15 protein-coding genes and 1 tRNA gene are annotated in these 12,896 nt (G+C 48.0%); 13 read left to right on the top strand and 3 right to left on the bottom strand.

The genetic code is table 11. The features are described 5' to 3' along the window. Positions 1-37 precede the first annotated feature (37 nt). The 8 genes from V4534_00410 (at position 38) to V4534_00375 (ending at position 6,895) form a co-directional block, all read left to right on the top strand. The gene (locus tag V4534_00410) at positions 38-796 is read left to right on the top strand and encodes a hypothetical protein (protein MES2503321.1); all 759 of its coding nucleotides are present in this window, start codon (positions 38-40) and stop codon (positions 794-796) included. 195 nt (positions 797-991) lie between these two features. Continuing rightward, positions 992-1,774, top strand: coding sequence for a hypothetical protein (locus V4534_00405; protein MES2503320.1), 783 nt, complete (start codon positions 992-994; stop codon positions 1,772-1,774). 23 nt (positions 1,775-1,797) lie between these two features. Further along, on the top strand, positions 1,798-2,277 hold the full coding sequence (locus tag V4534_00400) for an NINE protein (protein MES2503319.1): 480 nt from the start codon (positions 1,798-1,800) through the stop codon (positions 2,275-2,277). Positions 2,278-2,335: 58 nt separating this feature from the next. Then, positions 2,336-2,410, top strand: a tRNA-Val gene (locus V4534_00395). Continuing rightward, complete coding sequence (thrS, locus tag V4534_00390) at positions 2,411-4,132, top strand: threonine--tRNA ligase (GenBank protein ID MES2503318.1); 1,722 nt, start codon at positions 2,411-2,413, stop codon at positions 4,130-4,132. A gap of 35 nt (positions 4,133-4,167) precedes the next feature. Next, entirely contained in the window at positions 4,168-4,914 is a 747-nt protein-coding gene (locus V4534_00385; protein ID MES2503317.1) for an acetoacetate decarboxylase, read from the top strand. Positions 4,915-4,928: 14 nt separating this feature from the next. Further along, positions 4,929-5,600, top strand: a complete 672-nt coding sequence (locus tag V4534_00380) for an RraA family protein (protein ID MES2503316.1) — start codon at positions 4,929-4,931, stop codon at positions 5,598-5,600. A 14-nt stretch (positions 5,601-5,614) separates the two neighbouring features. Continuing rightward, a complete protein-coding gene (locus V4534_00375; GenBank protein ID MES2503315.1) occupies positions 5,615-6,895 on the top strand; it encodes a hypothetical protein in 1,281 nt (426 codons plus the stop codon). Here the strand turns inward: V4534_00375 and V4534_00370 are convergent. From V4534_00370 to V4534_00360, 3 genes are read right to left on the bottom strand one after another with little or no spacing between them, the layout of a single operon-like run. Continuing rightward, on the bottom strand, positions 6,892-7,830 hold the full coding sequence (locus tag V4534_00370) for an AEC family transporter (protein MES2503314.1): 939 nt from the start codon (positions 7,828-7,830) through the stop codon (positions 6,892-6,894). The genes V4534_00375 and V4534_00370 overlap by 4 nt on opposite strands. A gap of 12 nt (positions 7,831-7,842) precedes the next feature. Next, positions 7,843-8,808, bottom strand: a complete 966-nt coding sequence (gene nagZ / locus V4534_00365) for a beta-N-acetylhexosaminidase (GenBank protein ID MES2503313.1) — start codon at positions 8,806-8,808, stop codon at positions 7,843-7,845. Then, entirely contained in the window at positions 8,801-9,403 is a 603-nt protein-coding gene (locus V4534_00360) for a hypothetical protein (GenBank protein MES2503312.1), read from the bottom strand. The genes nagZ and V4534_00360 overlap by 8 nt, the downstream gene beginning before the upstream one ends. A 99-nt stretch (positions 9,404-9,502) precedes the next feature. Between V4534_00360 and V4534_00355 the strand changes: the two genes are divergently transcribed. From V4534_00355 to mltG, 5 genes are read left to right on the top strand one after another with little or no spacing between them, the layout of a single operon-like run. After that, positions 9,503-9,880 carry a hypothetical protein gene (locus V4534_00355; GenBank protein MES2503311.1) on the top strand — a complete coding sequence of 126 codons (378 nt, stop codon included), beginning with the start codon at positions 9,503-9,505 and terminating at the stop codon, positions 9,878-9,880. Further along, complete coding sequence (locus V4534_00350) at positions 9,877-11,061, top strand: LeuA family protein (GenBank protein MES2503310.1); 1,185 nt, start codon at positions 9,877-9,879, stop codon at positions 11,059-11,061. The genes V4534_00355 and V4534_00350 overlap by 4 nt, the downstream gene beginning before the upstream one ends. Continuing rightward, complete coding sequence (gene cdd / locus V4534_00345) at positions 11,058-11,447, top strand: cytidine deaminase (GenBank protein MES2503309.1); 390 nt, start codon at positions 11,058-11,060, stop codon at positions 11,445-11,447. Before V4534_00350 ends, cdd begins: the two co-directional genes overlap by 4 nt. Further along, positions 11,444-11,866: a Holliday junction resolvase RuvX gene (ruvX, locus tag V4534_00340; protein ID MES2503308.1), complete on the top strand. Its 423-nt coding sequence runs from the start codon at positions 11,444-11,446 to the stop codon at positions 11,864-11,866. Before cdd ends, ruvX begins: the two co-directional genes overlap by 4 nt. Then, complete coding sequence (mltG, locus tag V4534_00335) at positions 11,850-12,896, top strand: endolytic transglycosylase MltG (GenBank protein MES2503307.1); 1,047 nt, start codon at positions 11,850-11,852, stop codon at positions 12,894-12,896. Before ruvX ends, mltG begins: the two co-directional genes overlap by 17 nt.

The following is a 12,896-nucleotide window of genomic DNA, read 5'->3' as shown; positions in this document are numbered from 1 at the left end:
AAAGCAACAATCATCGAAACCCACCGAAAAAAGGTTCATGCCCATACGACCAGCGACTAACTTGCCCACCAAATACTGGCCCACTCAAGAACCGTCGGAGAGCGCTCCCTCTGAACCATTTTCCCCTAAAGATACTTTCGAACCAAGCGCAGAAGGTCCGATGGGCAAATATAACCGATTCATGGGTAATCAAGGTTCCTCTGTAAACCGAATGCAGATTCCAACATGGGAAGGTTATTGCCACGCATCTGCGCATCCCGCTTTTGCGTTTCTTACGCCAAGATCAATGAATACAGACGAGATCGATTTTCAACTAAAGCATTTGCAACGCTTAGGGGAGGCTAGAGCCGAAAGCAAAGAGAAGATTAGGCGGGAAAACCCATCACTATTGCCCTCAGAAATGGATGGTGTGACAGAAATACACGAAGCGATCCAACACAATATGAGTGATTTCTTTCGCCTCTTGCCTTCAATGTCATCTGCGCAACTAAGATGGCGAGAAGATGAAAGTGGTCGAACTTTATTAATGCGCGCTTTCGAAAAAATAGGGGATACTGTCGCCTTGGCCGTAATAAACAAAATGGCTCCTGAAGATTTTGCCATGCAAAATATGAGAGGGAATACAGCGCTAATGATTGCAATTGAATTCGATTTAAAGCGTGAGATAGAAGCCATTTTAGCCAAAACACCGGCCGAACAGCTGCAAATTCAGAATTGCCACAAAGAAAGCGTCGCTTCACGCGCAGAGCATAGCCAGCGTACTTGGGCGCAAGCTGTTCGCAAGTTGGCTCAATAGAATGAGCTTTTGGTTTGTTGCTTCAAGATGCCTATCCTACCGACCAACCCGATAAAACTAAACATCTTTACCTTTCCTGCAGCTCAGGGGGCCGACTCGGCTACGCCAAACTTAGAATTAGAAGATGTCTTTACAACTAATTCTTTGCCCCGGGTACCTGGGAAAGTTACCAACCACCTTGGCCAAAATGCGCTCATGCGTTCTCTAATTACTGGCAGCGCGGACATAACGCAGTCAATTCTAGAGAAGATGCCCGACGAAGAAATTGCCGTTCTCGACAGGCAAAATAACCATGCTTTAAATTTGTTAGCTCAAAGATCTTTGGCTGGCTGCGCAGCAAAGGAGCTCAAACATTACGAGGAAATTGGCATAGCATTAATCGACAAAATGACTGCCGCAGAAGTATGCCACCCGAATTTCCAACGTTTGCCTGCGCTGATTTACGCAATGGACAACAATAACTTGGAACTCGCCAGACATATCCTATTAAAAACGATGCCGGAGCCGGCACTACATCAGAAAATGATCGACCTGCTTAAAAACCGACATCTATCTTTGGATATGGTGCGAAACATCTTCGAAACAGCGAACGTAAGCAACTTAAGCGTTGAAGATGCTCATATATTGCTGCTTAAAGTTCATCAGCATCCAGAAGCAGCTCTGTTTCATACCGACTACCTTGTTAGAAGCGCTTATATTGACGAATTGGAACGAGCTGCTGGTTACCAAAGTCCTTTCAGAAGAGAGGCTTTCGAACGAGCCCTTAGCGGATTCGATCGAGCTTTCAACGTAGACAACGAGCTTTTAATTAAATTTCTAAGCGCAGCCCAAGCCGCGCTTCAATACAGCGATGAAGATATAGCTCGCGAGACTGCAGCGCTGAAAGATGGCCCTTTAAAACAACTTAAACTCAGAATGGACCGTTACGAAACGCTCCCACACTCGGATAACGGCTGGAATATCATCCGTGGAAACTAGCTTGAAAAGCTTGGGAGATTACAATGCGCATTTTACTTTTAGCTGCTTTCGTTTTTCTGTCTCACTCAGTGCTCGCCAACAACAGCACCCACTTTTCCGGAGCACCATGCTTGTCAACGAATGAGTGTGACGGCCAAGCTTTTTGCAACCCCGATGGAAAGTGTCAGTGCTTAGATGGGTGGAGCGATTTACCCAAAGCTGCCTGCTCTTACAAGGAAAAAAGCCAAGCGCCTGCCTTCATACTTCAGGCGCTTTTCGGACTGCTTGGCGCTGGGGAGTTTTACGTAAACAATAATGGGCAAGGCGCGGGTCAGTTAATCCTAACGGTTGCTGTGGCTATTGCCTCTGGCCTGAACAAAGCAAAAGAAGGCAAAAATGGGCTGCTTTTAGGGGCGCATGCGACTCTTTCGTTGGGGGCTGCCTGCTGGTGGCTTGCAGATTTAATTAGATTTGGAAGAAATGAGGTTACCGATGGGAACGGATACCCGTTAAGAGGTTGGTGATAATCCGCCCGAAGGCGTCTTGACAAACGCAGCGAATATTGATTGATTCACCGCTCGCAGGCGCGTAGCTCAGTGGTAGAGCACTACCTTGACATGGTAGGGGTCGCCGGTTCGATACCGGCCGTGCCTACCAATGCATGCCCATGAAAATCCTCGGGACACTCTGTGTCATAGCTGCGAACACGTTCTTGCTGCTGCGATAATCAAGCTGTACCCGGGAGCGCAAATCACCATGGGCCCCAAAGACCACTCAGATGGTTTTTATTACGATGTCGATATTGGCAGGCCAGTCGTCCCCGAAGATTTGCCGGTAATTGAAGCCGAGATGAAGCGCCTGATTAAAAAAGGCGATGCGTTTGAGCAAACAGAACTTCCCAAAGCTGAAGCTTACGGCTTGTTCGAAAAACTTGGTCAGCGCTATAAAAAAGAAATTTTAGATTGGATCCCGAGTGATACTGTCACCATTTACCAAAACGGCGACTTCGTTGACCTTTGCCGCGGGCCGCATCTTCCAAATGCCAGCAGCATCAAAGCTTTTAAACTAACCGGCGTATCAGGCTCGTACTGGCGCGCAGATAAAAACCGCGAAATGTTGCAGCGCATTTCAGGCATCGCATTTGAATCGCAAGAAGCGCTGGATTCCCATCTGCATAAGATTGAAGAAGCCAAAAAGAGAGACCATCGCAAACTGGGTCCTCAGCTTGAGTTGTTTTCCGTATCCGATCCTTTGATCGGCGCAGGCTTAGTCACTTGGCTTCCTAAAGGCGCGAGAGTGCGCGTTGCCATCGAAGACTATCTGCGCGACGCGCATTTTAAGCACGGCTACGAGATGGTCTTCTCACCGCATATTGCGAAGTCTGATTTGTGGAAAACCTCCGGCCACTGGGAGTTCTATCGCGACAGCATGTTCGCGCCGATGGACGTTGATGGACAAGAATATGTCCTCAAGCCCATGAACTGTCCTTTTCATATTTTAACTTTTAAGAATAAAATGCGCAGCTATCGCGAGCTGCCGTTTAGATACGCTGAGTTTGGAACGGTCTATCGCTACGAGCTTGCTGGCGTCATGCACGGCCTCATGCGCGTGCGTGGATTCACCCAGGATGATGCGCATTTATTCTGCCGTTGGGATCAAATTGACGAAGAACTCGATCGTGTAATCGGCTTCGTTTTAATGGTGCTTAACAAGTTTGGCTTCTCTAAATTTGAAGTTAATCTATCCACAAGGCCTGAAAAATTTGTGGGTGAAGTAGAAGAATGGGAAAAAGCTGAGGCGAGTCTTAAGCGTGCCATTGAACGTCATGGCTTAACTTACCAGGTCGACGAAGGCGGCGGTGCTTTTTACGGTCCTAAGATTGATATTAAACTTCAAGACTGCTTAGACCGCATGTGGCAATGCTCAACCGTTCAGCTCGATTTTAATAACCCTGAGCGATTCGATTTGAACTTTGTTAACCCCGAAGGCCAAAACGAACGACCGGTGATGATTCACCGAGCGCTCCTAGGATCCCTGGAGCGTTTTATGGGGATCTTGATCGAAGAGCACGCTGGTGCCCTGCCTTTCTGGCTTGCTCCTGAACAGATTCGTATTTTGGGTATTGCTGATAGGCATTTGGATTACGCGAAAAATCTTGAACGTGCACTGGTAAACGCTGGTTTTAGAGTGACTGTCCCAATGGGTAGCGATAAATTAGGCGCCAAAATCAGAGACGCTCAAATGTCAAAAGTACCGTTGATGCTGGTTATTGGCGACAAAGAGATTGAACAGCAAGGTGCAGCAGTTCGAACGAGAACAGGGGAAGACCTAGGCTTTATGACTGAAACCGCTTTACTCGAATACTGCAAAGCGATTTGACTTCTAGTCTAACAATATAATATTGTCAGTATATCATGAAGAAAAATGATATACTGAATGCGGCCTCTATGCCCATCATGAGCCCAAGCTTTCCTAAGGGGCCGTATCGTTTCATTGACCGAGAATTTCTTATAATTACCTATGAAACTGACGCAGCTGTTCTCAAGGCGGCAGTTCCAGAACCACTCGAGCCTAACGCTGACAATTTGATCAGTTTCGAATGGATCAATATGCCCGATAGTAGTGGTTTTGGTAGTTACACCGAGAGCGGTTGTGTCATACCTTGCACCTATAAAGGTGAAGCGTGCAACTTTGTCGTGCAAATGTATCTGGACGATGAGGCACCCATTGCTGCTGGGCGAGAGATCTGGGGATTCCCAAAGAAATATGCTCACCCTAAATTACAAATCGCCAAAGACACCCTGACAGGCACTTTGCATTATGCAGGCCAACCGGTCGCCATTGGTACCATGGGATATAAACACGAAAACCTCGCCATGGAACATGATAAAACTCAGGAATTACTCGAAAAACCACAGGTAAATCTAAAATTGATACCGGGCGTAGACGGCACGCCTTGTATTGCACAACTGGTGTCCTTTAAATCTACCGAAGTGATCGTCAAAGGCTGCTGGTACGGCCCCGCGCGGCTTCATTTAATACCGCATGTGAATGCCCCTGTGGCAGATTTTCCCGTAAAACGTATTGTTGGCGGGAAACATATTATTGCTGACTTAACGCTGCCATACGCCCACGTCATCTATGATTATTTGAAGGAATAATGGAGAGGCATCAAATGAATAATATTGCTCAATCTATCATGAACGGTTTTCCAAAGCTATCGACAGGCAACATTGCTGATGCCGGCCGCAGCGATGTGAAAATCATGGATTTTGGCATTAAGCCGCTGCACTACTCGATGCGAGCCGCTGGTCCTGCCTTTACCATTGAGGTGCCGCCCGCTGCCAATCTTTCTTTGCACGAAGCACTAACGCTAGCGCCTCCTGGCTCCGTTTTAGTTTTTAATGCGCACGGCAATATGACCTCAGGGCACATGGGAGATCTCATGGCCTTGGCCTGCCAGGTGCGTGGCATCGCCGGCGTGGTTGTAGATGGAGCCGTAAGAGATGTGGATGACATCATCGCCATGGGCTTTCCGGTGTTTGCCCGTGGCTCAGTGCCTCATGGAAATGCAGCGCAAACAGGCGAAATGAACAAGCCAATTAAATGTGGCGGCATCGATATCAACCCTGGGGACATGATATTCGCGGATTCCACAGGCGTTTTGGCCTTCCCAGCGGCCAAAGCGAAGGCCATTTACGAACAGGCCGTCAAGATTGCAAATAGCGAGTTAGGCTTCGTTCAAAAGTTGAATGAAGGGAAAACTTTACTTCAAATTCCGGAGTTTTTGAAACTCCACTCGATCGATCCTGCAGTATTAAAACATGATGGCGTCAAGTTAGATTAAAAAGGAGTTCAGTTATGTCCGTTGATCCAATGACCTATAAACCAGCCGGCGATAAAAAAAATTCGGCCTATTTTAACGAATATCTTCCTAAGATTTATGAACGTCGGGCGTCAAGCGGACTTGGCCAACTTCTCGGTAACATTTGTGGCGTTGCAGTCCAAGTGCAGGCCGGGGATGCTATTTCTTATCTGAAAGAGTTATATGTAATGACGCCTTACCGGTACAAGGCGAGCTTTAGAAATGACACACATAATATTTACTGCCTAGTTAATAGAGCAAATAAGCCCGTTTTCTTTGTGCTCGAGCCACTAAGCTTAGATTATAAAGACAACATTGTTCGGATTAACAAGATGTACCCCAACTCGAGAGCAAAACCCCAGGCACGGTACATAGGCGAAATATTTGGAACTAAGGATAGAGAGCAAACCAAGACCATTTTAAAATCTCACAGTGTTCGATTTTACGATACAGAAGCGCAAGAAAATCAATTTTATTCAAATCCGAATATTTCATTCACTCATATGTCGAACTTTACCTACAACCGAATGGGTTACACGAGCGCGAATCTGATAGATTTCGACTCTTTGGAACTTGGCATGCCGTTTTCTATTTCTCAGAGCGATGAGCAGCAGCTAGCCAAACAGGAAGAGCTATCTATCAAGCTCGGTGTTGCGCCACTTTTAAATGGTTTGGATCATTTGGCCGCCCGCGTTCTGGCATCGGATAGAGAAGACGCAATCTTGGAACTGCTTTGTTTGACCAACTACTACTTTTGGGGCGCTTTCGATGTCCCAACTATGGATACAGCCACCTGCGCAACGAGGTCGCTTCATGGTGACGATGGACTTTCTCCAGCTAAAGTTATCTCAGCCAGCGATGTGCCTTACATGGTTAACTCTTTTGCCAATACACCCATGCCAACCGAAGACTATGTGCGCAACTATGGCAGAAGGTTGCATCATATTGCTTATGCCGTGCTCGATGGCGACCATGCCTCTGGGGTAAAAAACATCGATTTCGTTATCGCGACTTTGCATGATAAAGAGAAAATAGAATTTGTCTCTAAAATCGTCGGTGCGTGTAACGCAGCTGCACTGAGACAGGTATTTGCAACCCATTCGCCCTATTCCACTTTGTTCACGGAATATGTGCAACGTTGCCATGGGTTCGAAGGTTTCTTAAATCGAGAAAATGTCGTTCAACTAGCAGGTGCCATGGGAACCGCCGGGGAAAAGCTTCAGGAAATAGCTCCAACAGACAAACCTAAGCATGACCATAACATTATTGGCGATTAAAAAGCGACAGATACCATGGCGACCCAAACCGCCATGGAAACGATTCCAATAGCGTTGCTCGCAAGAATTTCGGCAGGAATGCTTCGCTGACCAACTGAAAATTTCGATGATAGCATTGCGCCAATAGTACCAGAGGGACAAGCCGCGATAATCACAACCCCTTTGGCCAAACTAGACTCAACACTGAGCAGTCGACATAGCATCAACGCTGCCAATGGCATGACGATATTTTTTAAAACAACCACAGCCAGCACGGATAAATTGAACTGAAAGGGCAATCTGGAAAGAATCACACCCAGGGTAAACAATGCTATCCCGCCCGCAGTGCCGCCAATTAGCTGCAAAGAATCCGTTGCGGCCAATGGTAATTTGATTCCTGCCAATACCAAAACCAAACCCAGCACAGGAGCCCATACGACTGGCTGTTTCAGTGTACCTAGCACCATCGAAAGTACTGATGCCCTGGCACTGCCTTGCTGGAGCATAAATACAATGATCGGCACCATGACAATACTGGTGACCAAATTACCTATAATGACAGGCAACAGAGCTCCTGCCCCAACCACCGCTAACAAAACCGGTAGTCCGAAGAAGGCCATATCGGGAAAGCCGCTATTGCAGGCAAATAAACCTGTTTCTGCTACAGGCAGCTTGAAAACCCAATGGCCGATCAGCCCACCCAGAACAAAGATTCCCACCAAGGAAAACACAATTGCCAAGATATAAGGAGGATCTTCCAGTTGAGCTGGCGTGAAGTTAAAGGCGCTAACAAAAAGCAAAATAGGCAAGGCAAAAGTAACGACATAACCTGAAAAATTGCGGGCGCCTTCTTCAGAAATGAGCTTCATTCGGCCCGCCAAATAGCCAAGCGCGATCCCAAAAGCAACCGGCCCTAAAGCCTTCAAAAGCAGAGAGACCATCATTTGCGCCGTCATCAGTTCACCTTCCTATTCTAAAAACACCTGCCACTGGCTTAAGCGATTTAAAGCTTCCAAAGCTCGCTGCCTGGGCACTTCGCCTCGATCGACCAAATCGTGAGCGACATCAATCGCTTCCCTGGTTTTATCCATGTCGCTACAGACCAAAAACAAGTCCACACCGGCGAGCAAACCCAGCCGCACCATCTCACGAATGGAGTAGCGCTTAGAAACGGCATGCATTTCCAAATCATCTGATATGATGACGCCTTCATATCCCATTTGATTTCGGAGCAGATCCGTCAAAATGGGCTTACTGAGGGTTGCGGGGTGCTCGCTATCAATCGCCTTCACAAGAATATGCGCAGTCATAATGGAAGCCACTCTCGCTTCAATGGCAGCCCTAAAAGGAACGAGCTCAACATAATTAAGCCGGTCGATCCCATGATTAATCACCGGCAAATCGAGATGACTGTCGGTGTCTGTGTCCCCGTGACCTGGGAAATGCTTTGCGCACGCAATGACACCAGCCGACTGCATGCCCTCAATAAAGCGGGCACCGAAGCGAGCAACTTCATCGGGATCGCGGCTAAAACTGCGGTCGCCAATAATTGGGTTTTTCGGATTCGTATCCACATCCATGATCGGCGCGAAGTCAATGTGAAAGCCTAATTCTTTAAGTTCCCGGCCCATCTGAAAGCCCAGTTGATAGGGCAGCTCAGGATTTCGCCTAGCCGCTTCGCCAATCTCACGCATGGGCGGAATGTCGGTGCAAATACCTCGCAGTCTCGCAACCCGACCACCCTCTTGATCCACACTGATCAAACCAGGAATCGAGCGATTCAAATCATAAACTTGCTGTTTGGAATCAATATTGCGCTTAAAAAGCGTGACACCCAAAGCTTGGTCTTTTTCGAGCAGATCTCGGGCACGCCTAGGCAGTGTATGCCCGTCAAAGCCAAACATAAATAATCGGCCTAAAGGTAAATCACTCATGTTCATCCTCCGAATGGGTCACGTGTGTTTTATGAAATACCACATGCAACAAAACCCCCGCCATGAGTCCTTCAAACAAACCGACAAAGCCTTCTGAAGCGAACGCCAGCCAGGCGGTACCAAAAAAATAGCCGCAGGCCGTTGAAAACATAATAATCGCCAGAGCGATAAATCCCCAGCGTCGGTTAAAAGTAGTCACCGCAACGCGCCAAAGCCCCATGCCTTCAGGCAAGCGATGCAATATGACCGCCATCCCGATATAAGCGTCATCTGCCAAAGCAACGCCATCTAAAAAAGTATGCGTAATCACGCCTACAGAAGCCAGCGACAACAACGAACGTTGTAAATGGCAATTGTTGGACTTAGACGCCCGTTGATAAATCACCGGCCACAGCGCCCCAAGTAAAATCGCAGCAAAGGCCACTAGGCCCGCTTGCTCAATACTTTCGGGGATGATGTGAAACAAAACCAACAATAAAATACAAAGGATAACGATTCGATCGATCCAAACCATGGCGGCATGGTTTGGGCGTGTTGACATTAACAACAACGGGCCACACCAAAGAGCAATAAAACTCAATACTAATAAAAACATTGCCGCACCATAGCTCGAGCTAAGGCAGGTCGTCTATCGAAAAACTCATCCGGATGTTAATTTGACAATCAATTGCATTTTTGTTTAAACCCTCTTGATATGAGATTGTTTTTCATGGCCCTGATACTTGTATTAAGTGCTTGTCAAAGACCCGATCTGGGCGCCTCAACTTCTCTCGCTGGCAAAACCTTAAAAGGCACTGCAACTTCGGCCACTGGAACTTTTGCAGGTATGGAAGGTTATCAATTCATCACAAATTTCAGCCATAACACTTTCGAAACCAAAAACGCGAGCGGCGCGCTTGAAAGCGCAGGCCTGTATAATTTCAATGCGGAGCGCCTAATTTTGCAGTCCACGGGCGGCCTGCATCCTCAGAAAACCATTGAAATTAAATTGAAGTTCACCGACCATCAAAGTGGCACATACGAAATCAATGGTCCGACAGGCCAGCAAACCGGAATCTTCTCCATCCAATGAAAGAACTTATTCACGACTGGAACCCGAAAGTACTCAAAAAAGCACCTGAGCTTTGTGACGAAACGCTGCGCGACGGGCTTCAATCTCCCTCAGTCTTAGAACCCGATGTGGATGCTAGCTGTCAGCTGCTCAGCATGATGGATAAATTAGGCATCACCATTGCAGACATTGGCCTCCCCGGCGCAGGTGAGAGAGCGGCCGGTAAAGCGCTCGAGTTAGCCAAATATGTGGTGCAGCAAAAGCTCAGCATGAAAATATACTGCGCCGGACGGACCGTCGAAGCAGACATTAAGCCCATCGCCGATATTCAAAATGCCGCAGGGATACCCATCGCCGCTTATTGCTTCCTAGGCACTAGCCCCATTCGGCAAGCGGTTGAAAATTGGGACATCGACATGCTGCTGAAAACGGCAGAAAAAGCCATTCGGTTTGCCATAAGCCAAAACTTAGAAGTCGCGTTTGTCACCGAAGACACCACCAGATCAAGCCCTGAGACACTGTCGGTACTCTTCAAACAAGCCATTAACATGGGCGTTAAACGTTTGGTCCTATGCGACACCGTAGGCCATTCGACCCCAGAAGGCGTGGTCAATTTAGTCACCTGGGCCCATAAACTCGCAGGCGATCAGATTGCACTCGACTGGCACGGTCATAACGACCGGGGCCTAGGATTGATCAATTCACTGGTGGCAGCGCAAGCCGGATGCAGCCGAATCCATGGCACCGGCCTTGGCGTTGGCGAACGCGTCGGCAACACCGCAATGGACCAAATCATCATTAACCTCAAGCTCGCAGGCGTCTATGAGCACGATGTCAGCTCGCTCGGTAACTACGTGAACTTAGTCTCCAAAGCTTGCGGCGTACCAATCCCTTATAACTATCCGGTATTTGGTAAAGACGCTTTTAGAACCGCCACCGGCGTTCATGCTGCTGCTGTCATAAAAGCCGAAAAACGAGGCGAAGAAGGCTGGGCAGACTTGGTTTATTCGTCGGTACCAGCGCGCCATTTCGGCCAAAAACAAATTATTGAAGTCGGCCCTATGAGCGGCTTGTCTAACGTTCATTACTGGCTTTCACAAAACAAAATTAACGCGACAGAATCTCAAGTTGCAAAAATCTTTGAGCTCGCTAAAAGCTCTAATCATATTTTAACTGATTCCGAGATTAGAGGTTGTCTTTGATTGATTCCCAAAAGCATTTAATTGAGCGAGCTAAACACGCTCGCTCTCTGGCCTACGCGCCCTATTCGAACTTCCAAGTCGGCGCGGCGCTACTAACCGAAGATGGCACCATCTTTGAAGGCTGCAACGTGGAAAACTCCAGCTTTGGCCTTACAGTCTGCGCAGAGCGATCTGCTTTGCTATCTGCCGTTTCACAGGGGCATCGAGCTTTTAAAGCCATTGCTGTAATCACGCAAACAAACCCGCCTGCCTCTCCCTGTGGTGCTTGCCGGCAAGTCCTGGCTGAGTTCGCCCCAAATTTGCCGATTATTATTGCAAGCACGGACGGACAAATCGCAGAAACCAACCTCAGCGATTTGTTGCCCATGCAATTTAGGTTGAAATGACAGAACAAGGCCGCATCTTAGGTGTCGATTTAGGCTTCAAAAGAACTGGCCTTGCGGTTAGCGATGAGCGATGGATCACCACCAGAGCGCTACCGAATTTGAGCCCCCAAAGCAGAGCGAAAGATATCGAATATCTTATCCAGTTATGCGATGAGATGGATATTCAAACCGTCTTAATAGGCTACCCTGTTTTGCCCCAATCGGGCGATGAAGGCCCCATGGCCAAAAGAGCGCGGGGCTTTTACGAAGCGCTCTGCAAAGCGACACCGCCAACGCTTTCCGTTTTTCTCATTGAAGAAACCTACACCTCCAAAGAAGCCGCTAGTCGTTTAGGTGCAAAAAAGGACGCACTTAAACTGCTGGATGGGGAATCTGCTAGAATCCTCATAGAGACTTTTATCCATGCGCAGAATCATTAAAGTAGGCTTTTCCTTTATATTCGCTCTTTCGTTGGTGGCTTTCGGGATCTACAGCTATCTCATACATTGGGCATACACGCCGGGACCCAATCTCACCGAAGTAGAAGTTATTATCGAGCGAGGCGCGAGCGCGCATCAAATCGGGCGTGATTTACAAAAAGCGCGCGTGATTTCTAACCCGTTTCTATTTTATACCTATGTTCGTTTACTGACCCGGACCTCCCGCAAGCTTATGAGCGGGGATTATTTAATTCCGCCAGGCACCACTCCTGAACGAATCGTTTATATGTTGGAGCGAGGCCTACAGCGTGAGTTTAGATTTACCATTCCCGAGGGCGCAAGCTTAAAAGATATCGTCGATATTATCTCGAAAAGTGGTGTTGCATCCAAAGAAAACTTAGCGCTCGCTCTAGCAAATCCGCTGCTGCTGGAAGAGCTTAAAATCCCCCATGATTTACGCGGCGGCATCGAAGGCTACCTATTTCCCGAAACCTATATCTTCCAAGCCGGGACTCTGCCAATGGATATTTTCAGGCACATGCATGACGAGCTCATGGCGCAATTCACGCCCGAAATGAAGGCTCGAATAAACGAACTAGGATTTACACTCAATGAAGTGCTGACATTTGCATCGCTCATCGAAAAAGAAACCGGCGCCGCCAGCGAGCGCCCATTAATCGCCAGCGTGTTTTACAACCGCCTGAAAAAAGGCATGAAACTCCAGACCGATCCAACCGTAGTTTACGGCGTCGACAGGCCTAAAGGCAAAATCAAGCGAATCGACTTGAAACACCGCCATGAGTATAACACTTACCTCCATGCTGGCTTACCGCCAGGGCCGATCGCTGCCCCGGGTCTAGCCGCCATCAAAGCGGTGCTATGGCCGGCCAAGAGCAACTACCTCTATTTCGTGAGCCGCGGCAACGGCACCCATGAATTCTGTCCCACCTATGCTTGTCACGTTGCTGGGATTAAAAAATACCTGAAGAGATCGCCGGCGCCTGAACTGACAACGCCGGATGTGCTCTAA

It is taken from the genome of Myxococcota bacterium, from assembly GCA_040387835.1.
Classification (GTDB): Bacteria; Myxococcota; UBA727; order UBA727; family JABDBI01; genus JAZKCZ01.
This window is presented reverse-complemented; position numbering and strand designations above follow the sequence as displayed.